This window comes from Achromobacter deleyi, from assembly GCF_016127315.1.
In the GTDB taxonomy this organism is placed as follows: Bacteria; Pseudomonadota; Gammaproteobacteria; order Burkholderiales; family Burkholderiaceae_B; genus Achromobacter; species Achromobacter insuavis_A.
On sequence record NZ_CP065997.1, the window covers coordinates 3740658 to 3765907 of the forward strand.

A 25250-nucleotide genomic window follows, 5' to 3' on the forward strand; every position below is an offset into this window, starting at 1 on the left:
GCGCCCCTTCGCGGCCGGCCCGGTGGTCGCCATGACCCAGAAATTCTCGCGCGAGGAGTTCGACGTCTACGTCTGGGAGGGTACGTCCGACATCGCCAGCCGGGCCGAGCGCTGCCTGGCCGGCATGGACGTGTCGCTGGTGCGCGCCGATGCCGGCACCGCCTTTCCGCCGCCGCGCGACCCGTCGCGGCCGGCGGTGGCGCTGGTGTCGGTCTCGGTCATGGGCGACAACCGCTTCAGCGGCTACGACTGGCTGTCGGTGCAGGCCATGCCCGTCATCTGGGTGGCGTCCGAGGCCCGCGGCCGCGATCCGCGTTATTACCCGCCGGAATATTCCTATACGTTGCCGCTGGCCTTCACCACCACGGACCTGCGCAAGCTGCTGTTCGAGCTGCTGGGCACGCTCGACCAGCTCAGCCGCACCGCGCCGCGCCGCGAGCAGCCGCTGATCGCCGTGTCGGAGCCGATGCGGGCGCTGCTGGCCGAAGCCGACATGTTCGCCGACTGCCGCAGCAACGTGCTGATCCACGGCGAGACCGGCGTCGGCAAGGAGCGCATCGCGCGCTTGCTGCACGACCACGCCGCCTGGTCGGACGGCCCGTTCGTCGCGGTCAACTGCGGCGCCATCCCGGAAGGGCTGTTCGAGGCGCACTTTTTTGGCCACGCCAAGGGCGCCTTCACCGGCGCCGTGGGCGCCCACAAGGGCTATTTCGAGCAGGCCAGCGGCGGCACGCTGTTCCTCGATGAAATCGGCGACCTGCCGCTGTACCAGCAGGTCAAGCTGCTGCGCGTGCTGGAACAGAGCGCCGTGACGCGACTGGGGTCGACCGTGGAGGTGCCGGTCGATTTCCGCCTGGTGGCGGCGACCAACAAGGATCTGCGGGTGCTGGTGGGCCAGGACGAGTTCCGCGCCGACCTGTACTACCGGCTGGCGGTGATCGAGCTGCGCATTCCCAACCTGGAGCAGCGCGGCCCCGAGGAAAAGGCGGCGATCTTCCGCGCCTTGCTCGAACGGCTGGGCGCCGAGGGCGAGCCGCCCGGCTGGCTGCTGGAACGCGTGGCGCGGGCGCGATACGCCGGCAACGTGCGCGAGCTGTCCAACGTGGCCGAGCGCGTGGCCATCGTGCGGCGCCAGTTCCAGGCCTGGGACCAGACCCGCATCGAGCGCATTTTCGACCAGCTGGCCGAGCCGCTGGGCGGCCCCGCGGCCTTGGCGACGGCGGGCGCCAGCACACAGTGCGAGCCGCCGGTCTTCAGCGACGCCGAACGCGCCGAGCGCGCCCGCATCCTGGCCGCGCTGGACGTCAACGGCTGGCGTCGCCAGGACACCGCCAATACCCTGGGCATCAGCCGCAAGGTGCTGTGGGAGAAGATGCGCAAGCTGCATCTGGGCGGGGGCCAGGGCGAAACCGCCGACGGCATCGTCGAAGCGTCGTGAGGCGCAATAGGGAATGTCCCAGGGCGCGCGACACTATCGCCGCGTGTTATTCACGCGCGTCAGCTTCAAACGGAATAAATTGCTATAGTTCCGCAACGATTTTTTTGGGGAAGGCATGAACGTCCACTTTATCCGTGCCGCCGCTCGCATGGCGCTGTTGGGTACGGCCCTGTCCGGTCTGGCCGCGTGCGCCATCGCGCAACCCGAGCCCCCGCGCCCGACGGTGCAGCAGGTCGAGGACAAGCAAGCCGCCTCCACTCCGGTCACCCCGCCCGCGCCGGCGCCCGCCGCGCGCCCGTCCTCGACGGTGGCCGAGCTGCAGGCACTGATCCAGAACCGCCAGGTTTCCGAGCTGCGTACGACCTACAACGGCACCTACGGCGCCAGCCTGCTGTTCAAGCCGGACGACCTGACCTACTACGTGGCCCTGTTCCAGCAGAAGGATTTCTGGCGCGTGCTCAAGACCAAGTCGGACAAGCAGGCCGAAGCCACCTACCGCGCGTTCGCCGCGCAATCGGTGGAACTGGCCGACGTGGACATCCAGCGCATCAAGCTGCAGGCCGAATACACCCACGCCGAGAAGCTGCTGGCCAGCCGCAACGCCGAGCTGAGCACGCTGCAGGCCGACCGCACGCTGCGCATGCAGCAGGAAGAGCAGGTCGCCGCGCGCCAGGAGCAATCGCGCCAGGAAGCCACCGCGCTGGCTGATCAGCAGAAGGACGTGCGCCAGCAACTGCGCGACCTGCAACGCCAGATCGACGCCTTGCAGGCGCAGCAGGCGCAGATCCAGTCGACGGCCGCGCCCAAGCGCGGCAAGTAAGCGCCAGGCATGGAAAAAACGGGCCCACGGGCCCGTTTTTGTTTGACCCCGCGCTTTCTTGTATTCTGGCCGCTAGCCCCCATATCACTCCCATGGCTCTCAAAGTTTTCGACCTCCAGTGCGAGCACGGCCACATCTTCGAAGGCTGGTTCGGTTCGCACGAAGACTATGACGCGCAGCAGGCGCGTGGCCTGGTGTCGTGCCCGGTCTGCGCCTCGGCCAGCATCACCAAGCGCCTGTCGGCCCCGCGCCTGAACGTGGCGCACCTGCACGCGCCCGCCGCCCAGCCGGCGCTGCCGGCCGGCGCCTCCGACGCCGAGAAGATGTCGGCCCTGCAGGCGGTGGTCATGCGCCAGGTGCGGGCCGTGCTGCGCAACACCGAAAACGTCGGCACCCGCTTCGCCGAGGAAGCGCGCCGCATCCACGAGGGCGACGCCGACGAGCGCCCCATCCGTGGCACCGCCACGCGCGAAGAGCGCCAGGCCCTGGCCGAGGACGGCATCGACGTCATGGCCGTGCCCGACTTCCTCGACGACGAACGCCTGCAGTAGCCGCGTTCGCCGAAAAAAAAGCGCCAGACCCCGAAGGGCTGGCGCTTTTTCGTACCTGCTGCCGGATCAGTTGTTGACGCGGCTGCGGTATTCGTTGGTACGCGTGTCGATTTCGATCTTGTCGCCGATGGCGCAGAACAGCGGCACGTTCAGTTCGTAGCCGGTGTTGATCTTGGCGGGCTTGGTCACCTTGCCCGACGTGTCGCCACGGACGGCCGGTTCGGTGTAGGTGATTTCGCGCACGAGCGTCGTGGGCAGTTCCACCGAGATGGCGCGGCCGTCGTAGAAGACCACTTCCACGGGCATCGCTTCTTCCAGGTAGTTCAGGGCGTCGCCCATGCTTTCGGCTTCGATTTCGTACTGGTTGTACTCTTCGTCCATGAAGACGTACATGGGGTCGCCGAAGTAGGAGTACGTGCACTCCTTGCGATCCAGCTGGACGACTTCGAACTTTTCGTCGGCCTTGTAGACCGATTCGCTGGCCGAGGCGGTCAGGAGGTTCTTGAACTTCAGCTTGACGACGGCGGCGTTACGGCCGGACTTGTTGTATTCGGCCTTCTGGACCACGAGGGGATCCTTGCCGACCATGACCACGTTGCCGACTCGCAATTCCTGAGCGGTTTTCATCGATAAAACTCCGGGGGGAAAGGGTGCACTCGCCGTGCTTGCAGAAAGCCGCCGCAAATGCGGGCGCCAGGCAACGGGGCAGGCCCGCCATCTGAGCCCGCGGGCCCTCGAAACAGGCCCGCACACTCGGCTTCATGCACACCCCGGGAGGCGTCATAGTTGAGGCGCCGACAATCCAGGGCGACTCGGAAAACTCTCTATTCTAGCGTTTCTTGACCAACTCTGCGCAAAAATCGGCCAGATTTTCCGCCAGATCGGGGCGGGCGGCCTGCGCCGCGTCCCAGTCGCGCGCCGCTTGCGTCCAGGCCTGCCAGGCGAGCGGCGCCAGGGCGGCGCCGATGGCGCGGGCCACGGCGCCGGCGTCGGGCAGGTTCCAGGCGCGGAGGGTGGCGGCCGCGGTTTCCGGGGCCGGATAGCGCGCCAGCCAGGCGTCCAGCTTTTCCAGGTGCACGTTCTCTTCCTGGGGGTAGATCTGCCAGACCAGCGGCCGGGCGGCCCAGGCGGCGCGCACGAAGGAGTCCTCGCCGCGCACGAAATTCAGGTCGGCGCACCACAGCACGCGGTCGAAATCGGGTTGCGCCACGAACGGCAGGCGCGCCACCACCGGACCGCCGGGCCGCGCGCAGGCCGCCTCGAGCCCGGGAGCGACGCCTTCCGGCGCCAGCAGCAGCGCGGGGCGCGCATCGGCCGCCAGGGCCTGCGCCAGGCCATCGACCGGGGCGCTCGGGTAGCAAAACAGGGACACGGTGCGAGCACCGTGGCGCCGTTGCGACAGCAGGGGCTCGGCCACGCCCAGCCCGCGCAGGAACGCCGCCTGCGCCTCGGGATCGGCCTGGAAAGCGTCGCGCTCGGCCGACAGGCCCGGTTCGCGCAGCAGGCCGCCGGTGGCGGGGGTGAAACCGGGAAAGAAAAAGTGCTTCACCAGCCCGTCGGGCCGCTGCGACGGCAGGCCGTGGCAGCTTTCCACCCAGGCCTCGGCGCTCAGGTATTCCAGGTTGATCCAGGCCGGATGGCGCTGGCGCATGCTGTCCAGGAAGGCCTCGGGCGGATCGCAGGCGAAGGCCTCGATCACCACGTCGCGGGCCGCCAGCGCCGGATCCGGCGTGTCGGTCCAGCGCACGATGTCGACGTCCTGCAGCCGCTGGCGCGCGGCGCCGGCGTCGATGCCGGGCTGGATGCGCGCGAAGCTGGCCAGGTCGTCCACCCACAGGCGCACGTCCCAGCCACGGCCGTGCGCCAGCCGGCGCGCCAGGCGCCAGCAGACGCCGATGTCGCCGTAGTTGTCGACCACGCGGCAGAAGATGTCCGCTTGCATCGACGCGCTCAGTGGAACTTGGCGGGCGCCGCCTCGGCGTCTTCGGGCAGCTCGGCGTGCACCAGTTCGCCCAGGGGATTGGGGAAGTAGGGCGCGCCGCAGTCCTCGCAGTATTCCGGCGGCAGCACGCCGGGAATGCGGCGCACGTCGCTCACGCCGTATTCCTTGAGCAGCGCCGCGATCTCGTCGACCACGTCGGGCTGGCCCTCGTCGGCCGGCAGGTCTTCCTCGCGGCCGTACAGCGGCCAGACGCAGCCGTAGTAGACGTCGTTGCTGTTGCGCGCGGTGAAGCTGACGCGGTATTCGTCGACCCGGCTTTCGCCGCAGCCGGCCACCACGGCGCGCAATTGGGAGGCCTCGAGATTGACCGCGCCTTCGAGCCAGCTGATGGCGGCGCGCAGCGACAGCGGCCGCACGCGGCGGTCGGCCTCGCGGTTGCTGACGTAGTAGGCGTCGGGCAGCAGGGCCTCGAAACCGCAGCCCGGCAGCAGGCCGGCCAGCGTCGGCTGGGCCTGCGCGGCCCATTGCGCCAGGCAGGCGTCGCGGCTGGCCTCGGCGTCGCCGATCTGCTCCTGCCAGCGGAACACCGGCGCGAATTCGGGCACCGCCACGGCCGCCACGATGTAGCGCGTGTCGGCCAGCATGTTGGCGGTCTCGGCCTCGGCGTTGAGCGCCGGCTTGGTGGTCTCGGCGCCGAGCGCCTGCGAGCCCAGGCGCTGCAGCCATTGCCAGGTCTCGGCGAAGGTGCGCGGCATCTGGTCCACGCTCACCAGCATCGGCATCAGCGCGCTGCGGGCCTGGCTCGACAGCACGTGGCCATGCAGTTGCGCCAGCAGGGCCTGCTGGGCGCTGGCCGATACGGGGCCGGTCGGGATGGCGTAGCGGGTCCACGCCACGATGGGCGCGACGATCAGCAGGATGTCGTAGCGCACGCCGTTTTTCTCGATCTTCATCGATTCGGACAGCGTTTCGGCCTGCTCGATCAGGACTTCGTAGGCGCCCACGTCGCCCTGGGCGAGATGGTCCAGCGCGGCTTCCAGCGGGGCATCCTGGCCTGCCTTGAGCAGCTTCGGAATCGCTTCGCCAAGCTGATTCTCCCAGTACACGTCTTCGACGCGGCTGCCCGAGCGGTTGAGCGACTGGGCAAGCGTGATCAGGCGGGTGGCGTCGCGGGTCAAGCGGGGAGCGGATTGGCTGCGGGATCGGGCCATAACTTCGGAGGACGTCCAGTAAGTGTGTAACGACGTAGTTTAACGCCCGCCAGGGTCAGGGGCGGCGACGTGCGCCACCGCACCGGCCGGCCCGCCGCCACCGCACCGGCCGGCCGATGGCCTCCCGCCATATTGGTGCTGATCTGGCAACAGATCATCCCTTTTGCAGGGGTTTATTGCAGATTCGAAACGACAGAAAATACCTGCATCAACCTTGTTTTCTGGAGGCACCGCCATGCGCTGGCCTACGCTTTTCGTTTCCCACGGTTCTCCCATGCTGGCCGTCGAACCCGGCCTGACGGGCCCGGCCCTGGCCGCCTGGAGCCAGGCCCAGGGCCGCAAGCCGCGCGCCATTCTCGTGGTCTCGCCGCACTGGATGGGCCACGGCCTGGCCCTGTCCACCCGCGACCAGCAGGTGGCCTGGCATGACTTCGGCGGCTTTCCGCCCGAGCTCTATACGCTGCAATACGCCGCGCCCGGTTCGCCCGAATTGGCGGCGCGCACGCAGGCCCTGCTGGCCGAGGCCGGCATCGCCGCCGACCGCGATCCGCGCCGGCCGCTGGACCATGGCGCCTGGGTGCCGCTGCGCTACCTCTATCCCGAGGTCGACGTGCCCGTGGTGCAGCTGTCGCTGGACATGGGCCGCGACGCCGCCGGCCAGCTCGAACTGGGCCGCGCGCTGGCGCCGCTGCGCGACGAGGACGTCCTGATCATCGGCTCGGGGTCGCTGACGCACAACCTGCGCGACGTGCGCATGCCGCAGAACGCGCCGGCCACGCCCTACGTGCCGGCGTTCCAGGACTGGTATGCCCGCCATCTGGCCGCGCACGACGTGCCGGCGCTGCTCGACTGGCAGGCCCGCGCGCCCGGCGCGCGCCAGGCCCATCCGCACGATGACCACCTGATGCCGCTGTACGTGGCGCTGGGCGCGGGCGGCGAACAGGCCACGCGCCTGAACGACGAGGTCTCGTACGGCGCGTTGGCGATGGATGCGTATGCGTTCAACTGAAGCCTGTTGACGCTGCTCACCGCCGCGAACGTTTGGTTACCCCATGCGGTCCCAAACGCCCGAGCGTCTATGCATAATGGCAGCCGCCCGCATCGCGGGCGTTTCCTTGTTCTGGACGCATGCCGGCGCCTGCCGGCCGGGAGTGTAGAGATCGTGAATGCGCATATCGTGAAATCCGCGTGTCTGGCCATCGCCGCCGCAACGCTGGCGGCCTCGTCCGCCTGGGCCGAGGACGTCAAGGGATCGCGCGACCATCCCGCCCTGACTCGTTTCACGGGCGCCGAGATCCGGGCCTACGAGTTCAAGGACTACGACGAGGCCGTGATGCCCGACCGGCCGATCACGCGGGAAGACGAGGCCAAGGGCCTGACGCTGGAAGGCAAGCTGACGCGCATCGCCTATCGCATCGATGGCAAGAAGTCGGCGCTGGAGGTCTACCGTAACTACCAGGGCGCGCTGCAGGCCGGCGGCTTCAAGACCCTGTTCGAATGCAAGGGCGACGAGCAGTGCGGCGGCGACTTCCAGTCGTTCGTGCTGAACAGCGGCAAGGTCAGCCAGCCGGGGCAGGGCGACGCGGCCTTCGGCGGCAAGTACTACGCGGTGCTGGCGAAGAAAGAGGCGCCCACGGGCGACATCTATGTGTTCCTGGATGTGATGGACGACACCTCCAACAACATCACGCCGGTGTTCCAGCAGGTGATCGAGACCAAGCCGATGCAGACCGGCCAGGTCAAGGTGCTGGACATGGCGGCGATGCAGAAATCGCTGGCCGAATCGGGCCGCGTGGCGGTCTACGGCGTCTACTTCGATACCGACAAGGCCGAGGTCAAGCCGGAATCCAAGGCCGCGCTCGACGAGATGGGCAAGCTGCTCAACGCCAACCCGAAGCTGAAGGTCTACGTGGTCGGCCACACCGACAACCAGGGCACGCTGGCCGGCAACCTGGACCTGTCGCAAAAGCGCGCCGACGCCGTGGTCAAGGCGCTGGAGGCGGGCTACAAGATCCCGGCCGCGCGCCTGTCGGCGCGGGGCGTGGCCTCGCTGGCGCCGGTGGCCGCCAACGACGCCGAAGCCGGCCGCGCCAGGAACCGCCGGGTCGAACTGGTTGCCCAATGACGCAGCGAGCCTGACGCGCCGCGATGGCATGAAAAAGGGGCCCACGCGGCGCCTTCGGCTTGCTGCCCCCCACGGGGGCGTTTTCATCTTGAGGCGGCTCGGCGATGAAAAAAGCCCCTGGAACCTCGGTTCCAGGGGCTTTGCCTTTGAGGCTCGCGCGTTACGCGGCCAGCAGCTGGCGCAGCACGAAGGGCAGGATGCCGCCGTGCTGGTAGTAGTCGACCTCGATCGGGGTGTCGATGCGCAGCAGCACCGTCACGTCCTGCTTCGAACCATCCTTGCGGGTGATCGTCAGCGTCACGTCCTGCATCGGCTTGATGCCGTTTTCCAGGCCCGAGATGTCGTAGGTTTCCTCGCCGGTGATGCCCAGCGACTGCACGCTGTCGCTGCCCTTGAACTGCAGCGGCAGCACGCCCATGCCCACCAGGTTGCTGCGGTGGATACGCTCGAAGCTGCGCGTGATGACGGCCTTGACGCCCAGCAGCTGGGTGCCCTTGGCGGCCCAGTCGCGCGACGAGCCGGTGCCGTACTCTTCGCCGCCGAACACCACGGTGGGCGTGCCGGCCGCCACGTACTGCATGGCCGCGTCGTAGATCGACATCTGTTCGCCGGTCGGCTGGAACAGGGTTTCGCCGCCTTCGAAGCGGCTGCCGTCCGGACGCGCCGGGATCATCAGGTTCTTGATGCGCACGTTGGCGAAGGTGCCGCGCATCATGATTTCATGGTTGCCGCGGCGCGAGCCGTAGCTGTTGAAATCGGCCTTCATGACGCCGTTTTCCTTGAGCCACTTGCCCGCGGGCGAGGTTTCCTTGATGGAGCCGGCCGGCGAGATGTGGTCGGTGGTGACCGAGTCGCCGAACACGCCCAGCGCGCGGGCGTTCTTGACGGTCGGCATCTCGCCCGGCGTCATGCCGAAGCCGTCGAAGAACGGCGGCTCGGCGATGTAGGTCGAGTCGGGCCAGTTGTAGGTCTCGCCCGTGACGCCCTTGATGTTCTCCCACAGCTTGCCGGGGTTGCTCTTGACCTGGCCGTAGTTGGCCTCGAAGGCCTTCGGGTCCAGCGCGTACTTGAGCAGCGCCTCGACTTCCTCGGTGGTCGGCCAGATGTCGCCCAGCCAGATGTCGCCGTTCTTGCCGCGGCCGACCGGTTCGGTCATCAGGTCGCGCGTCACGGTGCCGGCCAGGGCGTAGGCCACCACCAGCGGCGGCGAGGCCAGGAAGTTGGCCTTGATGTTCGGGTGGATGCGCGCCTCGAAGTTGCGGTTGCCGGACAGCACCGCCGAGCACACCAGGTCATTGCTGGTGATGACGTCGTTCAGGTCGGGCGTCAGGTCGCCGGCGTTGCCGATGCAGGTGGTGCAGCCGTAGGCGGCCACGTCGAAGCCCAGCTTTTCCAGGTAGGGCAGCAGGCCGGTCTTGGTCAGGTACTCGGTGACCACGCGCGATCCGGGGGCCAGCGAGGTCTTGATGTGCTTGGGCACCTTCAGGCCGGCTTCCACGGCCTTCTTGGCCAGCAGGCCCGCCGCCAGCAGCACGCTGGGGTTGGAGGTGTTGGTGCAAGAGGTGATGGCGGCGATCAGGATGTCGCCGTTCTTGACCTTGGTGCCGGTGCTGGTGGTGAAGGTCTGCTGCAGCTTCTCGGCCGGCTGGTTGAAGCCGTTCTCGGCGACCGGCTTGGAGAACAGGTCGATGAAGGTGCTCTTGACGTTGCCGATCTCGATGCGGTCCTGCGGGCGCTTGGGGCCGGCCAGCGACGGCGCGACGGTGGACAGGTCCAGCGTCAGCAGCTTGGTGAAGTTGATGTCCTTGGCGGCGGGCACGCCGAACATGTCCTGGGCCTTGAAGTAGGCCTCGAACGCGGCGATTTCGGCTTCCGTGCGGCCGGTGCCGCGGAAGTAGTCGATGGTGCGGCCGTCGACCGGGAAGAAGCCCATGGTGGCGCCGTATTCGGGCGCCATGTTGCCGATGGTGGCGCGTTCGGCCACCGACAGGCTGGCCGTGCCTTCGCCACAGAATTCGACGAACTTGCCGACCACTTTTTCACGGCGCAGCATTTCGGTGATGGTCAGCACCAGGTCGGTGGCGGTGACGCCGCCGCGCAGCTTGCCCTTGAGTTCCACGCCGACCACGTCGGGGGTCAGGAAGTACACCGGCTGGCCCAGCATGCCGGCCTCGGCCTCGATGCCGCCCACGCCCCAGCCGACCACGCCGATGCCGTTGATCATGGTGGTGTGGCTGTCGGTGCCCACCAGCGAGTCGGGGTAGTAGACGTTGTTCTTCTTGTCCTGGTGCACGCCGCGCGCCAGGTATTCCAGGTTCACCTGGTGGACGATGCCGAAGCCCGGGGGCACCACGCCGAAGGTGTCGAAGGCCTGCATGCCCCACTTCATGAACTGGTAGCGCTCCTGGTTGCGCTTGAATTCCAGCTTCATGTTCAGGTCGAGGGCGTTCTTGGTGCCGAAGTAGTCGATCATGACCGAGTGGTCCACCACCAGGTCGACCGGCACCAGCGGCTCGATGCTCTTGGGGCTCTTGCCCATTTTGTCGGCGACCGAGCGCATGGCGGCGATGTCGGCCAGCAGCGGCACGCCGGTGAAGTCCTGCAGCACCACGCGGGCCACCACGAACGGGATTTCATCCTCGCGCCTGGCGTTGGCCTGCCAGTTGGCGAGCTGGCGCACGTGCTCCTCGGTGACCTTCTTGCCGTCGCAGTTGCGCAGCACGGATTCCAGCACGATGCGGATGGAGACCGGCAGCCGCTGCACGTCGATGCCCAGGGACTTGCCCAGCGCCGGCAGCGAATAGTACTGACAGGACTTGTTGCCGATCTTGAAATTCTTGAGTGTGTCGAGGGTGTTGTGCGGCATGATGGACTCCGTGGTTTTGCCCGCGTAAAGCCGGCATTTTCAGGCGTTTCGGCGCGTTTGTCATTCCGGGCGACAGCAGCGCGATGAGCGTTATGTCTTATATCTTATATAAGACTTGAGGGGCGCGTCAAAGTTCCGGCCCGCGCCCCGGGGGGCGGGTCGCGCGGCGGCGCCGCCACCCCATACTGTGGAGCAGCCGTGCCGTCCCTGCAAGTCCCCTTTTTTTAACAAAAAAGTCCTACAGGCGCGTGGCGGGGGGCGGGCGACGGGCCGCCGCCGCTCAGGCCAGCAGGGTCGGCATTTCCGCCACCGCGAAATCCAGGAACCGGCGCAGGGCCAGCGGCGCGCCGCGGCGGGCGGGCATCACCGCGTAGATGCGGGCCGGCGCGGTCTGCCAGGCGGGCAGCATGTGGATCAGGTCGCCCTTGGCCAGGGCGCCGGCGCACAGGTAGTGGGGCAGCAGCGCCACGCCCAGGCCGGCCCGGGCCATTTCGCGCAACGCCGCCAGGTTGCTGCTCAGGCAGCGCGGCAGGTATTGGACCGACTCGGTTTCGCCGGCCGGACCGGTGAAGTGCCAGCTCTGCGGGCTGTCCTGGGTGGCATGGGCCAGGAGCGGCAGGGCGTTCAGCTCGCGCGGATGGCGCGCCGCCGCCTGCGCCATGGCCGGCGTGCCCACCAGGATCAGCGGCACCGGCGCGAGTTCGCGCGCCACCAGGCGGGAATCGGTCAGCGAGGCGCCCTGGGCGCGGAAGGCCAGGTCGTAGCCTTCGCCCACCAGGTCGATGATCTGGTCGCGGGTGTCCAGCAGCACCCGCACGCCGGGGTGCTTCAGGCAGAAGCGCGCCACCAGTTCGCCCAGCAGCGTCACCGCCAGCGCCGACGGCGCCGTCATGCGCAGCAGGCCGCTGGGCGTGTCGCCCATGGCCGCCGCCAGGTCGAAGGCGCTGCGGGCCTCGCGCGCCATGGCCAGCGCGTGCACGTAGATCTGCTCGCCCATGGGGGTGAGCGACACACGCCGGGTGTTGCGCTGGAGCAACCGCAGCCCCAGGCGCGCCTCCAGTTCGGCCACGCGCCGGCTCAGCTTGGAGCGCTGCATGTTCAGCACCCGGGCCGCGGCGGAAAAGCCGCCTTTCTCCACCACCTCGCTAAAGAGCAGCAGGTCGTCGAGATGATGGAGATAGGAGTGCATGGGGTTTACGTGGGTGATTGTCCTACTTAACAGGACAATTATTCCTGAAATTGGCCTCTACTGTGCTGGCGGCAGAACCCATAAGCTCTGCGCCACGTAAAAACCTGGTAGCACACCCTTGACCATCCGCCTCAGTCCTCCCGTCGCGCGGCCCTTCGAACCGGCCGGCGACGCTTGTTCCATCCGGCAATTCCGCCACACCGATTTTCCCCTGGGCATGTCGCCGCTGGTGCTGGTCGACCATTTCGTCATGACCGGGCCGACGTTCGCGCCCCATCCCCATGCCGGCATGTCCGCCGTGACCCTGCTGCTGGAAGACAGCCTCGGCGTCATGCGCAGCCGCGACAGCGTCCACAACGACCACGAGATCCGGGCGGGCGACCTGCACTGGACGCTGGCGGGGCGCGGCATCGTGCATACCCAGCAGCCGGTGGGCGAGGCGCGCCTGAACGGCCTGCAGCTGTTCGTCAACCTGCCGCAGCGGCTCAAGGCGCTGCCGCCGGCGACGTCGCTGCTGCGCGCCTGGGAAATGCCGGTGCTGCAGAGCGACGCCGGCCGGCTGCGGGTGGCCGCCGGCCACTACGACGGCTGGGACGCGCCGCTGGAAACGCCCGAGCCGCTGCTGATCCTGGACGGCTGGCTGCGTCCGGGCGCGTCGCGCCTGGTGCGGTTGCCGGCCGGCTGGAACGCCTGGCTGTACGCGGCGCAGGGGGAGCTGGGCGTGCGGGCGCGCCACCAGACCACGCCGCCGCGGGCAGCGCCGGACGCCGTCCCGGCCGAACCCTCGCCGGCGCCGGTGGCGGCGTTCCGGTCGCCGGGACGCACGCGGATCGCCTGCAAGCCGGTCGCCGACCCCGACTTCGCGGTCCTGCCGCCGGGCGCGGCGTTGGCCGCCTCGGCCGACAGCGAGGGCCTGCTGCAGTTGATCGCGTCCGGCGCGCCGGTCCACTTCATCCTGGTGGCCGGGCCGGCCATCGACGAGCCGGTGATCCAGCGCGGCCCGTTCGTGATGGCGGACGCGCGCGCCCTGACGCGGGCCATGGCGGCCTACGAAGCGGGCGAGTTCGGGCAGCTGCGCCAGGAAAGCGGCGTTCCCGGCTAAGGCGGCGGGCCGGCGGCGGCCGGACCGACCTCGTTGCTCCGTAGCAACAGAAACAGAATTCTATATAGGGGACGTAATGAGAATGATTCTGTTTTATTTAGAATCTCTAACGCACGATCTCAATACCCCTTGGAGAACGGGCTCGACAAGGCCGGGATGACCGGCTCCGCGGCAGTTCGAGTGGCAGGCCGTTACCCGCGCGTGACCCCATCGGGATTTTTGCGATTCCCTGCTTCTCGCGAAGCGCCCGCCTACAGACTCCCGACATGAAATTACGAACCCTTGCGTGCGTGGTTGCGGCCCTGCCGTACACCGCCATTGTCCACGCCCAATCCGCCACCCCCACCAACGGCTCCGTCGTCTCGATGGACGCGATCAAGGTCGAGGCCAGCGCCGACGCCTCGGCCGGCGGGCTGGCCGAACCCTATGCCGGCGGCCAGGTGGCCCGCGGCGGCCGGGTCGGGGTGCTGGGCACGCAGGACATCATGAGCACGCCGTTCAGCATCACCAGCTACACCAACGAGCTGATCCAGGACAAGCAGGCGCGTAGCGTCGGCGATGTGCTGCAGAACGATCCGGGCGTGCGCGTGGCGCGCGGCTTCGGCAATTTCCAGGAGTCGTACTTCATCCGCGGCTTCATCCTGAGCTCCGATGACGTGGCCTACAACGGGCTCTACAGCCTGCTGCCGCGCCAGTACATCGCCACCGAACTGTTCGAGCGCGTTGAGGTGCTGCGCGGGGCCTCGGCCTTCCTGACAGGGGCGGCGCCCAGCGGCGGCGGCATCGGCGGCGTCATCAACCTGGTGCCCAAGCGCGCGCCGAACGAGCCGCTGACGCGCTTCACCACCAGTGTGTCGAGCGGCGGCCAGGTCTCCGTGTCGACCGACATCGCGCGCCGTTTCGGGCCGGACGACAGCACCGGCATCCGCCTGAACGTGGCCAACCGCAGCGGCGACACCGCCATCGACGACGAACACTCGCGCACCAGCCTGGTGTCGCTGGGCCTGGATTGGCGCTCGGCGGATACGCGCCTGTCGGCCGACATCGGCTGGCAGGAAAACAAGCTCAAGCGCGCCCGCCCGAACGTGTCGCTGCGCGGCGTGACCAGCGTGCCGGACGCGCCGGACGCCAGCTCCAACTACGCCCAGCCCTGGTCCTATTCGAACGAGCGCGACGTGTTCGGCACGGTGCGCGCCGAGCACGATTTCAGCGACAAGCTGACTGGCTGGGCCGCCTTCGGCATGCGCCGCAGCGACGAGGCCAACTCGCTGGGCAACGTCACCGTGACCAACGGCAGCACCGGCGACGGCAACTTCTACCGCTTCGACAATACGCGCAAGGACAGCGTGAACACGGGCGAACTGGGCCTGCGCGCCAAGGTGCGCACCGGTCCGGTCGGCCACGAGTTCGTCGCCTCCGCGTCCTTCTTCGACCTCAAGAAGAAGAACGCGTATGTCATGGACTACCTGAACACCTTCCCGACCAACATCTACAACCCGGTCAGCTACGACCGCCCGGCCTTCAGTGCAGGGGCGCTGGTCGGCAATGACCTGGACGATCCCGCGCTGCAGGGCCGCACCCGCCTGAGCAGCTATGCGTTCGGCGACACCATGTCGTTCCTGGACGACAAGGTGCTGCTCACCCTGGGCATCCGCCACCAGCGCCTGTCGCAGCGCGACTACGCCTACAACACCGGCAAGGAACAGAGCGCCTACGACGCCAGCCGCAACTCGCCCGCCGCCGGCATCGTCTTCAAGGTGACGCCGAGCGTGTCGCTGTACGCCAACTACATCGAGGCCCTGGTGGCCGGCGATACGGCGCCGCAGACGGCCAACGGCAAGCCCGTGCCCAACGGCGGCCAGAGCCTGCAGCCCTACGTGTCCAAGCAGAAGGAAATCGGCGTCAAGTACGACGGCGGCGGCCTGGGCGCCGGCCTGGCGCTGTTCTCCACCGACAAGCCGCGCGCGGCCTACAACGCCAGCAACGAATTCACCGCTTCCGGCAAGGATCGCCACCAGGGCGTCGAGCTGACCGTGTTCGGCGAACCGGTCAAGAGCGTGCGCGTGCTGGGCGGCCTGACCTTCCTGGACGCCAAGCAACGCTCCACCGGCAACAGCGCCATCGACGGCAACCGCGTCATCGGCGTGCCGCGCTTCCAGGCCAACCTGGGCGCGGAATGGGACATCCCCGGCGTGCAGGGCCTGGCCGTGGATGGCCGCGTGGTCTACACCGGCGCCTCCTACGCGGATGACGCCAATACCCTCAAGGTGCCCGGCTGGACCCGCTTCGACGCCGGCCTGCGCTACATGATGGACGTCGACGGCCACGTGGTGACGCTGCGCGCCCGCGTCGAGAACATCGCCAACCGCAACTACTGGTCGTCGGTGGGCGGCTACCCCGGCAACGGCTACCTGGTGCTGGGCGGCCCGCGCACCTTCTCGCTGAGCGCCAGCATGGACTTCTGATCCCTAGGTCATCAGCCAGCCGCCCGCCACGTCCAGCACCTGCCCGGTGACGAACCGAGCCTGGTCCGAGGCGAAGAACAGGCAGGCGTCGGCCACTTCCTCGGGCGTGCCGAGGCGGCGCAGCGCGGTGACGTCGGCCACCGCGTCGTTGATCTCCTTGGGCACGCTCTTCAGCAGCGGCGTGCTGATGCGGCCGGGCGCCAGGCCGTTGACGGTGACGTCGTGCTCGCCCAGTTCCGCGGCCCAGTGGCGCGTCAGGCCCAGCAGCGCGGCCTTGGTGGCGGCGTAGTGCGCGGCGACGATGTCGCAATAGGCCTTGCCGGCCACCGACGACATGTTGATCACGCGCCCCTGGCGCTGGCGCACCATGTGCGGCGTGGCCAGGTGGGTCATGTAGAACACGCTGTTCAGGTTGACCGCCACCACCTTGTCCCACTCGCCCGGCGTCATCTCCCACACCTTCAGCGCGCGGCCGTCGGTCTTGGGCGAGATGCCGACGTTGTTGACCAGGATGGTGGCCGGGCCCAGGTCGCGGGTGATGCGGTCGTAGGCGGCCTGGCACTGGTCGAAGTGCGAGACGTCGGCGTGCACGAAGGTCACGGCGTGGCCGCGCTTTTTCAGTTCCTTTTCGTAGGCCTGTCCGCCCTGCGAATTGAAGTCGATCAGCCCGACCTTGCCGCCTTCGGCCAGGAAGCCCTCGACGATGGCCGAGCCGATGCCGCCGACGGCGCCGGTGACGATGATGACCTGATCCTGGAAGCGCGCGCTCATGCCCGCACCTTCAACATGATCTTGCCGATGTGCCGGCTGCTTTCCATCAGCGCGTGGGCCTGGGCCGCCTGTTCCAGCGGGAACACCGCGTGGATCAGCGGCCGGCAGCTTCCCTGTTCCATCAACGGCAGCACCTTGTCGGCCAGCGACCGGGCAATGGCGCCCTTGTCCTCGTCGGAGCGCGGCCGCAGGGTGGAGCCGGTGAACGACAGCCGCTTTGTCATGATGGGCAGGGCGTCGATCTCGGCCTTGCTGCCTTCCAGGAAGGCGATCTGCACCAGCCGGCCGTTGACCGCCAGCAGGCGGATGTTCTTGTTGATGTAGGCGCCGCCGACCATGTCGAGGATCACGTCCACGCCCTGGCCGCCGGTGGCCTGGCGGACCGCCGCTTCGAAGTCGGTGTCGCGGTAGATCAGCGCGTGCTGCGCGCCGGCCTTCAGGCAGGCCTCGGCCTTCTCCTGGTTGCCCACCGTGGTCCAGACCTCGGCGCCGAAGGCGCGCGCCAGCTGGATGGCGGTCAGGCCGATGCCGCTGGAGCCGCCGTGCACCAGGAACTTCTCGCCGGCCACGAGGCGGGCGCGCTCGAACACGTTGGTCCAGACGGTGAAATAGTTCTCCGGGATGGCGGCGGCCGACAGCAGGTCCAGGCCGCGCGGCACCGGCAGGCAATGGCGTTCGTCGGCCAGGCTGTACTGGGCGTAGCCGCCGCCCGGCGTCAGGGCGCAGACCGGGTCGCCGACGCGCCACTGCGTGACGTCGGGACCGACGGCGGTGACGGTGCCCGCGACCTCCAGCCCGAGGTAGGGCGAGGCGCCGGGCGGAGGCGGGTACGAGCCCGAGCGTTGCAGCACGTCGGGTCGGTTGACGCCGGCGTAGGCGACCTCGATCAACACCTGGCGGCCGCTGGGGGCGGCCATGTCGCGTTCGGCCAGGCGCAGGCAATCGGGCGCGCCGCCCGTGCCGTGGTCGATGAATGTGCAGCGTAAAGACATGAATGCGGTCCTTCGGGTTCAGTGGCCCAGATAGGCCTTCTTGACATGGGGATCGGCCAGCAGTTCGGCGCCGGTGCCCGTGCGCACGATGGCGCCGTTCTCCAGCACGTAGCCGCGGTCGGCCAGGCGCAGGGTGCGGAACACGTTCTGCTCCACCAGCAGCACCGTGACGCCGTGGGACGTGACGTCGCGGATGATGTCGAACATCTGCTGCACCAGCAGCGGCGACAGGCCCAGCGACGGTTCGTCGAACACCAGCAGCTTGGGGTCGGCCATCATGCCGCGCGCGATCGCCACCATCTGCTGCTCGCCGCCGGACAGCGAGCCGGCGTACTGCGCCAGGCGCTCGCGCACCCGCGGGAAGATCTGCAGCACTTCCTCCAGCTTGCGCTGCACGATCGGGCGGGCGGCGCGCTTGTACGAACCCATCAGCAGGTTGTCGCGCACCGTGAAGTGGGGGAACAACTGGCGGCCCTCGGGAATCATGGTGATCCCGGCGTCGACGATGTCGTAGGGCGTGCGGTTGGTCAGGTCGCGGCCCTCGAATTCGACCCGGCCGGCGGTGGCGGCGACCACGCCGCACAGCGTCTTCAGGGTGGTGGTCTTGCCGGCGCCGTTGGCGCCGATCAGCGTCACGATCTCGCCGGCCCGCACCTCGAAGTTCAGGCCGTTGAGCACCTGGCTCTTGCCGTAGCCCGACGAAAGATCCGAAACCTTAAGCATCCTGGTACTCCTTGCCCAAATAGGCCTCGATGACGGCGGGGTTCTCGACCACGTCCTTCGGCGCGCCGCTCACCAGCACCGCGCCTTCGTTCAGCACGATGATGCGGTCGGACAGCGCCATGGTGGCCTGCATCATGTGCTCGATCAGCAGCACCGACACGCCCGAGTCGCGGATGCGGCGGATCATCTTGATCGACTTCTCGATGTCGGTGGGATTCAGCCCCGCCATGACCTCGTCCAGCAACAGGATGCGCGGCCGGATGGCCAGGGCGCGCGCGATCTCCAGCCGCTTCATGCCGCCCACCGTCAGGCTGCGGGCCTCGGTGTTCAGGTACTTGAGCAGGTCGGTTTCCTCGGCGACCTTCAGCGCGATCTGCTCGGCCTCGTCGCGGTCGGCGGTGCGGATGAAGGCGCCCAGCATGATGTTTTCCAGGACCGTCAGGCCGGTGAAGGGCTTGGCGATCTGGAAGGTGCGGCCCAGGCCCTGGTGCGCGAACTCGTCCGGCGTGCTGCACGAGACCCAGTTGCCGCGCGCGTCCAGCATCGACACCGCGCCCTTGTCCGGCGACAGAAAGCCCGACAGCAGGTTGAACACGGTGGTCTTGCCGGCGCCGTTGGGGCCGATCATGCCCAGGATCTCGTACTGGTTCAGCGTCAGCGAGACATCGTTGGTGGCGCGCAGGCCGCCGAAGCTCTTGAACAGGTTCTCGGCCTTGAGCACCGGCTGCTCGCGCCGCGCCGCGTCGGTCGAGCGGGCGGCCTCGACCCGCTGGCGCCGGGCGCGCGGCGTGCCCAGGTACGGCAGCCGCGCCAGGGCGCGCTCGATCGCCGGGCCGAAGGCGCCGGCCAGGCCGCGCGGGATGGTCAGCACCACCGCCACCAGGATCAGGCCGTAGATCAGCCCGTGCATGCCGTTGCCCACGCTCGACAGCCAGCCGCGCGCCAGCTCGGCGATCGGCAGCACCAGGAAGGTGCCGGCGATGGGGCCGGCCACCGTGCCCAGGCCGCCGATCAGCGCGAACATCGCCACCTGGATCGACAGTTCCAGCGAGAAGGCCGAGCTGGGATCGACGAAGGTCAGGTAGGTGATGTGGAAGGTGCCGATCACGCTGGTCAGCATGGCCGACACCACCGCGGCGATGATCTTGACGCGCACCGTGTGGATGCCCACCGCCAGCGCCGCGTCCTCGCGTTCGCGGATGGCGATCAGGTAATGGCCGATGCGCGACTTGCGGATGGTCCACGAGACCCAGGTCACCAGCAGGAACAGGCCGAAGGCGATGATCACGTAGTTGATCTTCTCGCGGAACACGATCCAGGCCCAGCCGATGTTCAGCGGCAGGCTGATGCCGCTGGAGCCGCCGGTCCAGCTTTCCTCGTGGATCACCAGCAGCCGCACCACTTCCAGGATGGCGATGGTGGCCAGCGCGAAGAACGGACCGCGCAGCCGCAGCGTGGGGTAGCTGATGATGATGGCCACGACGGCCGAGATGAGCGCGCCCGCCAGCATGCCGAACCACGGCGAGATGCCGAAGTTCTGCGTCAGCAGGGTGGCGGTGTAGCCGCCGATGCCGTAGAACACCGCGTGGCCCAGCGACAGCTGGCCGGCGTAGCCGCCGACGATGTTCCAGGCCACCGACAGCGCGGAAAAGACGAACAGCAGGACGAACAGGTTGGTCCAGAAGGGCGTGCCCGTGACGACGGGCACGATGAACATGACGATCAGCAGGATCAGGCTGACGTAGGCTTTGGGGCTTCGAAAGTCGGGAAACACGTCTCGCTCCTTGTGGCTCTGATCACTCTGTGCCGACGCCGAACAGGCCGGTCGGACGCAGGACAAGGATCAAGAGGAAGATCCCGAAATAGACGACCTCTTTCAGGTCGGGGGCGATGTAGTAGCCGGCCAGCGTATCGACGATGCCGATGATCATGGACCCGGCCACCGCGCCGTACAGGCTGCCCAGGCCGCCCAGCACTACGATCACGAAGGCGGTCAGCACGAAATACGTGCCCACCGTCGGGAACACCGGGTACTGCGGCGCCAGCAGGCCCGCGGCGATGCCGACGAAGGCGGTGCCCAGGCCGAAGGCGATGGCATAGACGTTGTTGACGTTCACGCCCATCAGCGTGGCGGCGTAGCGGTGCTGCGCCACCGCCCGCAGCGCGCGGCCCAGGTAGGTGCGGTGCATGAACAGGTGCAGCAGCACGGCCAGGCTCAGCCCGACCACGAAGGTCACCAGCTGGCCGGTGACCATGGAGTAGTTGCCGACGTCGATGGCGCTGGTGCCCAGTTGCACCGGGGCGCGGAACACGTTGGCGCCGAAGATCACCAGCGCCAGGTTCAGCAGGATGGTGGACACGCCCACCGTGGCGAAGATCTGGATGTGCTGGTCGGCGTTGAGCAGCGGCTGGATGATGCCCTTCTGCGTCAGCGCGCCCAGCGCGAACAGGATGACCGCCACCGGCACCAGGCCGATGTACGGATGCACGCCGAACTGCGCCGCGATCAGATAGACCAGGTACATGCCGATCATCAGGAATTCGCCGTGCGCGAAGTTGACGACGCGGACCACGCCGAAGATCAGCGTCAGCCCCAGGCTGATGATGGTGTAGGCGCCGCCCAGCAACAGGCCATTGATGACCAGTTGAATGAATATATCCATGGTGCAACCTCTAAGAGCGGGGTGCGCCCCGGCGCCGTGGCGCGGCCGACGGAACCGGGGCCCGCGGGCCCCAGTGAAACGCCGGACGCCCCCGAGCGTCCGGTTTGCTGGCTTGCCGTGCCGGGCCTGCCGGTTGGCGGCCCTGGCGTTCTATTTCTTGAAGACGGGCTTGCCGAGCGCGAGGTTGTCGGGCGCGATGGTGACCAGCTTGCCGTCCTGCCACTGCATCACGTAGAAGGTCGAGGCGTTGTTCTGGCCGTCCTCGCCGAAGTCGAAGGCCCAGCCGTTGGCGGTCTGGCCGGCGGGCTTCTTGTACGCCAGCACGGCCGCGCGGATCTTGTCCTTGTCGGTCGACTTGGCGTTGGCGATGGCTTCGAAGAAGGCCTTGGCGCCGACGTAGTTGGTCAAGCTGTGGCCGGACTGCGGATCGCTCTTGTAGGTGGCCTTGTAGGCTTCCAGGAACTTGTCCAGGCCCGGCGCGCCGGCCGGGTTGATGGACGATTGCGGGAAGTCCAGGTCGAACACGCCGTTCATGTCGGCGCCCACCGCCTTGGCGGTGTCGGCCAGCGAGTAGCCGCCGCCGGCGCCGATCACCACCTTGGGCTTGAAGCTGGCGGCGCGCGCCTGGCTGAAGTACAGGATGGCGTCGTTCTGGTAGGCCGTCTGCAGCACCACGTCGACCTTGGCGCCCTTCAGGCGCAGGATCAGCGACGACAGGTCGACCGTCTTGGCCGAGTAGGGCAGCACCTCGGCCACGGTGTAGCCGAGCTCCTGGGCGCGCTTTTTCTCGGTGGCGGCCACGTCGGTGCCGTAGGGGCCGTCCTCGTGGATGATGCCGATGCGCACTTCCTTGGGGTTCAGGCCCATGCCCGGCCCGATGATGTCGTGCAGGGCGTTGACCACCGACACGCCGTACAGCGCGGTGTTGGGGTTGCTGCGGAACAGGTACTTGTAGCCGCGCGTGGTGATCTTGTGGGCGGTGGCGCCCAGCTCGAAGTAGGGCACGCCGGCCAGTTCGGTCACGGGCGAGGCCGCGTACGAGATGCCCGAGGCGTAGCTGCCGAACACGCCGACCACGTTCGACGAGATCAGGCGCTTGGTCTCGGACACCGCCTGGGTCGGGTCGACCGCGTCGGCCTTGATGATCTGGATCTTCTCGCCGTTGATCCCGCCGGCGGCATTGATTTCGTTGACGGCCAGTTCCAGGCCGCGATAGCTCTCTTGTCCCAGCAGCGCCAGGGCGCCGCTGAACGGGAAGAGGGCGCCCACCTTCATGTCGGCCGCCGCGGCGCCGCTTGCCAGGGCGCCGCACAGGCCCAGCGCGATGGCGAATTTGTTGATCTTGAACACGGTCTACGCTCCTTTGTGGGATTGGGATGCGGACTGCTTTGTGAATCGTCCGTCTGTTTTTGAATATATGATATATGCACCGGAGGGGTGTGAGAACCTCGTCCTGGATTCTAGTGCCGGACTTGCCCGGCTGAATCGGGGATTTCCCTCAAGCCGCATGAATAAAGCGTTTGCGGGCAGTTTTGCATTGGGGGAAGGGCCAAATTCCGCTGGGCGGGTGCTGTTTCGAGGACCCTTTTCGGGCATCGATCCTGGCAAGAAAGTTCCCCTTTACATCATATATCCTATATGATCGAAAGGCGTTTGAGCATAAGAATCCAGGAGACAAGAGCATGTTCGAGGAAGTGGATTTCGCCGGAAAAAAGGTACTCATCACCGCCGGCGCCGATGGGCTGGGCCTGGAAATGGCGCAGGTGTTCCACCGCGCCGGGGCAGCAGTGCTGGTGTGCGACGTCAACCGCGAGCGGCTGGCCGCGCTGCCGGCCGAATTGCCGGGCGTGCGCGCGGTGCATGCCGACGTGTCCGACGAAACCAGCGTGGCGGCCTTGTTCGAGACGGTGCGCCAGCAGTTGGGCGGCCTGGACATCCTGGTCAACAACGCCGGCGTGGCCGGCCCCACCGGTTTCGTCGAGACGCTCTCCAAGGCCGACTGGGACCGCACCCTGGCGGTCAACATCACCGGCCAGTTCCTGTGCGCGCGCCAGGCCATCCCGCTGCTCAAGCAGTCGCCCGCCGGCGTCATGATCAACCTGTCGTCGGCCGCGGGCCACCTGGGCTTTGCCGGGCGCTCGGTCTATTCGGCGTCCAAGTGGGCGGTGATCGGCTTCACCAAGTCGCTGGCGATCGAGCTGGGCGGCCACGGCATCCGCGTCAACGCCATCCTGCCGGGCGCGGTCGAAGGGCCGCGCATCCGCGCCGTGATCGAGGCCAAGGCCAAGACGCTGGACAAGCCGGTCGACGAGATCGCCGCGCTCTACGAGAACCAGGCGGCGCTGGGCCGCATGGTCACGGCGCGCGACATCGCCAACATGGTGCTGTTCAATGCCAGCGAGGCCGCCCGCAGCGTCACGGGGCAGGCCATCGTGGTGGACGGCTTCACGCAGAAGCTCTACTGATGGCGGCCGACCCGCAGCGGCGCCGCGCCGCCATCGTCGGCACCGGCCTGATCGGCCAGGCCTGGGCCATCGTGTTCGCGCGCCAGGGCTGGCAGGTGCGGCTGTACGACGTCAACGCCGCCATGCTGGCCGAGGCCGGCGCGTTGATCCGGCGCCAGCTGGATGAATTGCAGGCGCATGGCCTGCTGCGCGACGCGGCGGCCGCCGCCGCCCGCATCGAGGTGGCCGCCAGCCTGCCCGAGGCGCTGGCCGGCGCCCGCTACATCCAGGAGAACTCGCCCGAGCGGCTCGATCTCAAGCGCGACCTGTTCGCGCAACTGGACGCGGCGGCCGAACCCGACGCCATCATCGGCAGTTCCACGTCCAGCATTCCCGCCAGCGAATTCACCGAAGGCCTGCCCGGCCGGGCGCGCTGCCTGGTGGCGCATCCGGTCAATCCGCCGTACCTGATCCCGGTGGTGGAGCTGTGCCCGGCGCCCTGGACCAGCGAGGCCGCCATGCGGGCGGCGCGCGACATCATGCTGGATATCGGCCAGAAGCCGGTGACGATGCGGCGCGAGATCGAGGGCTTCATCCTCAACCGGCTGCAGGGCGCGCTGCTGCACGAGGCTTTCCGCCTGGCCGCCGCCGGCATCGCCAGCGCCGAGGACATCGACACCACCGTCAAAGACGGCCTGGGCCTGCGCTGGTCGTTCATGGGGCCGTTCGAGACCATCGACCTGAACGCGCCCGGCGGCATCGCCGACTACTGCGCGCGCTACGGCGGGCTGTACCAATCCATCGGCGCCACCCAGGGCGAAGCCGTGCCCTGGGACGGCGCCCTGGTCGAGGCCCTGGCCGCCGAGCGCCGTGGCCTGCTGCCGGCCGACGACCTGACGGCGCGCCGCTACTGGCGCGACGAACAACTGATGCGCCTCATGCGCCACAAGCAACACCAAGACAACGGAGACGAAAATGGCTAAACCCAAGCAGAAAGTCGTGATCACCTGCGCCGTGACGGGCGCCATCCACACGCCCAGCATGTCGCCGCACCTGCCGGTGACGGCCGACGAGATCGCCGAGGCCGCCATCGGCGCGGCCCGCGCCGGCGCCGCCGTGCTGCACCTGCATGCGCGCGACCCGGAAACCGGCAAGCCGTCGCAGGACCCGGCGCTGTTCGAGCCGTTCCTCAGGCGCATCAAGGCCGAGACCGACGCCATCATCAACATCACCACCGGCGGCAGCCCGCACATGACGGTGCAGGAGCGCATGCGGCCGGCCACCACCTTCAAGCCGGAGCTGGCGTCGCTGAACATGGGGTCGATGAACTTCGGCCTGTTCCCGATGCTGGGCCGCTTCCAGGACTTCAAGCACGACTGGGAGCGCGAGCACCTGGAGAACAGCCGTTCGCTGATCTTCCGCAACACCTACCAGGACATCGAGTCGATCCTGGAGCTGGGCAACGCCAACGGCACCCGCTTCGAGTTCGAGTGCTACGACATCAGCCACCTGTACAACCTGGCGCACTTCGTCGACCGCGGCCTGGTGAAGTCGCCGCCATTCATCCAGTCGGTGTTCGGCATCCTGGGCGGCATCGGCCCGCACCCCGAAGACCTGATGCACATGAAGCGCACCGCAGACCGCCTGTTCGGCAATGAGTACGAATGGTCGATCCTGGGCGCCGGCCGCAACCAGATGCCGCTGGCCACTATCGGCGCCGCCATGGGCTCGAACGTGCGGGTGGGACTGGAGGATTCGCTGTGGATCGGGCCGGGCCAGCTGGCCGAGTCAAACCGCTCGCAGGTCGAGCGCATCCGCACCATCCTGGAAGCGCTCAACCTGGAAGTGGCCACGCCGGCCGAGACCCGCGCCAAACTGGGCCTGAAGGGCGGCGACAACGTGGCGTTCTGAAGCCAATCCGGGCGAGGGCGTGCGCGCCGCCGCCGGG

The 25250-nt window shown here is 68.0% G+C and carries 21 protein-coding genes; 10 read left to right on the plus strand and 11 right to left on the minus strand.

What is annotated here, in order from left to right; all coding sequences use genetic code 11:
• Window positions 1-31 precede the first annotated feature (31 nt).
• From I6I07_RS17180 to I6I07_RS17190, 3 genes are all read left to right on the plus strand, one after another.
• Window positions 32-1438, plus strand: coding sequence for a sigma 54-interacting transcriptional regulator (locus tag I6I07_RS17180; protein ID WP_198482991.1), 1407 nt, complete (start codon window positions 32-34; stop codon window positions 1436-1438).
• Window positions 1439-1553: 115 nt separating this feature from the next.
• Entirely contained in the window at window positions 1554-2258 is a 705-nt protein-coding gene (locus I6I07_RS17185) for a DUF2968 domain-containing protein (protein WP_035359207.1), read from the plus strand.
• Between the two features lie 92 nt (window positions 2259-2350).
• Window positions 2351-2809: a DUF1178 family protein gene (locus I6I07_RS17190; protein ID WP_198482992.1), complete on the plus strand. Its 459-nt coding sequence runs from the start codon at window positions 2351-2353 to the stop codon at window positions 2807-2809.
• Window positions 2810-2875: 66 nt separating this feature from the next.
• Here the strand turns inward: I6I07_RS17190 and efp are convergent, their stop codons facing one another.
• The 3 genes from efp to I6I07_RS17205 all read right to left on the minus strand — a co-directional run bounded on the left by efp (window position 2876) and on the right by I6I07_RS17205 (window position 5962).
• Complete coding sequence (gene efp, locus I6I07_RS17195) at window positions 2876-3436, minus strand: elongation factor P (RefSeq protein ID WP_006225610.1); 561 nt, start codon at window positions 3434-3436, stop codon at window positions 2876-2878.
• A gap of 202 nt (window positions 3437-3638) precedes the next feature.
• A complete protein-coding gene (gene earP / locus I6I07_RS17200; RefSeq protein ID WP_198482993.1) occupies window positions 3639-4751 on the minus strand; it encodes an elongation factor P maturation arginine rhamnosyltransferase EarP in 1113 nt (370 codons plus the stop codon).
• 8 nt (window positions 4752-4759) lie between these two features.
• Window positions 4760-5962 (minus strand): DUF2863 family protein, encoded by a 1203-nt coding sequence (locus I6I07_RS17205; RefSeq protein ID WP_006390250.1) that lies wholly within the window; start codon window positions 5960-5962, stop codon window positions 4760-4762.
• Window positions 5963-6197: 235 nt separating this feature from the next.
• On the opposite strand from I6I07_RS17205, the gene I6I07_RS17210 reads away from it, so the two are divergent.
• Window positions 6198-6971 (plus strand): DODA-type extradiol aromatic ring-opening family dioxygenase, encoded by a 774-nt coding sequence (locus tag I6I07_RS17210; RefSeq protein ID WP_180188018.1) that lies wholly within the window; start codon window positions 6198-6200, stop codon window positions 6969-6971.
• 168 nt (window positions 6972-7139) lie between these two features.
• Complete coding sequence (locus tag I6I07_RS17215; RefSeq protein WP_420094507.1) at window positions 7140-8087, plus strand: DUF4892 domain-containing protein; 948 nt, start codon at window positions 7140-7142, stop codon at window positions 8085-8087.
• Window positions 8088-8247: 160 nt separating this feature from the next.
• On the opposite strand, the gene acnA is transcribed toward I6I07_RS17215, so the two are convergent.
• Window positions 8248-10953 carry an aconitate hydratase AcnA gene (gene acnA, locus I6I07_RS17220; RefSeq protein ID WP_198482995.1) on the minus strand — a complete coding sequence of 902 codons (2706 nt, stop codon included), beginning with the start codon at window positions 10951-10953 and terminating at the stop codon, window positions 8248-8250.
• 280 nt (window positions 10954-11233) lie between these two features.
• Window positions 11234-12142, minus strand: coding sequence for a LysR substrate-binding domain-containing protein (locus I6I07_RS17225; protein ID WP_198482996.1), 909 nt, complete (start codon window positions 12140-12142; stop codon window positions 11234-11236).
• Window positions 12143-12260: 118 nt separating this feature from the next.
• Between I6I07_RS17225 and I6I07_RS17230 the strand changes: the two genes are divergently transcribed.
• The gene (locus tag I6I07_RS17230; RefSeq protein ID WP_198482997.1) at window positions 12261-13244 is read left to right on the plus strand and encodes a pirin family protein; all 984 of its coding nucleotides are present in this window, start codon (window positions 12261-12263) and stop codon (window positions 13242-13244) included.
• 266 nt (window positions 13245-13510) lie between these two features.
• The gene (locus tag I6I07_RS17235) at window positions 13511-15709 is read left to right on the plus strand and encodes a TonB-dependent receptor (protein WP_198482998.1); all 2199 of its coding nucleotides are present in this window, start codon (window positions 13511-13513) and stop codon (window positions 15707-15709) included.
• 3 nt (window positions 15710-15712) lie between these two features.
• On the opposite strand, the gene I6I07_RS17240 is transcribed toward I6I07_RS17235, so the two are convergent.
• The 6 genes from I6I07_RS17240 to I6I07_RS17265 form a co-directional block, all read right to left on the minus strand.
• Window positions 15713-16480 carry an SDR family oxidoreductase gene (locus I6I07_RS17240; protein WP_006390235.1) on the minus strand — a complete coding sequence of 256 codons (768 nt, stop codon included), beginning with the start codon at window positions 16478-16480 and terminating at the stop codon, window positions 15713-15715.
• Window positions 16477-17472, minus strand: a complete 996-nt coding sequence (locus I6I07_RS17245) for an NAD(P)H-quinone oxidoreductase (RefSeq protein ID WP_198482999.1) — start codon at window positions 17470-17472, stop codon at window positions 16477-16479. Before I6I07_RS17245 ends, I6I07_RS17240 begins: the two co-directional genes overlap by 4 nt.
• 18 nt (window positions 17473-17490) lie before the next feature.
• Entirely contained in the window at window positions 17491-18195 is a 705-nt protein-coding gene (locus I6I07_RS17250; protein ID WP_006390233.1) for an ABC transporter ATP-binding protein, read from the minus strand.
• Window positions 18188-19969 (minus strand): ABC transporter permease subunit, encoded by a 1782-nt coding sequence (locus I6I07_RS17255; RefSeq protein ID WP_198483000.1) that lies wholly within the window; start codon window positions 19967-19969, stop codon window positions 18188-18190. The genes I6I07_RS17250 and I6I07_RS17255 overlap by 8 nt, the downstream gene beginning before the upstream one ends.
• Before the next feature lie 22 nt (window positions 19970-19991).
• Complete coding sequence (locus I6I07_RS17260; RefSeq protein ID WP_006390231.1) at window positions 19992-20858, minus strand: branched-chain amino acid ABC transporter permease; 867 nt, start codon at window positions 20856-20858, stop codon at window positions 19992-19994.
• Between the two features lie 150 nt (window positions 20859-21008).
• Window positions 21009-22208: an ABC transporter substrate-binding protein gene (locus I6I07_RS17265; protein ID WP_198483001.1), complete on the minus strand. Its 1200-nt coding sequence runs from the start codon at window positions 22206-22208 to the stop codon at window positions 21009-21011.
• 332 nt (window positions 22209-22540) lie between these two features.
• On the opposite strand from I6I07_RS17265, the gene I6I07_RS17270 reads away from it, so the two are divergent.
• From I6I07_RS17270 to I6I07_RS17280, 3 genes are read left to right on the plus strand one after another with little or no spacing between them, the layout of a single operon-like run.
• Window positions 22541-23323 (plus strand): SDR family oxidoreductase, encoded by a 783-nt coding sequence (locus I6I07_RS17270; protein ID WP_198483002.1) that lies wholly within the window; start codon window positions 22541-22543, stop codon window positions 23321-23323.
• On the plus strand, window positions 23323-24285 hold the full coding sequence (locus tag I6I07_RS17275; RefSeq protein WP_198483003.1) for a 3-hydroxyacyl-CoA dehydrogenase: 963 nt from the start codon (window positions 23323-23325) through the stop codon (window positions 24283-24285). The genes I6I07_RS17270 and I6I07_RS17275 overlap by 1 nt, the downstream gene beginning before the upstream one ends.
• On the plus strand, window positions 24278-25213 hold the full coding sequence (locus I6I07_RS17280) for a 3-keto-5-aminohexanoate cleavage protein (protein WP_198483004.1): 936 nt from the start codon (window positions 24278-24280) through the stop codon (window positions 25211-25213). Before I6I07_RS17275 ends, I6I07_RS17280 begins: the two co-directional genes overlap by 8 nt.
• Window positions 25214-25250 lie beyond the last annotated feature (37 nt).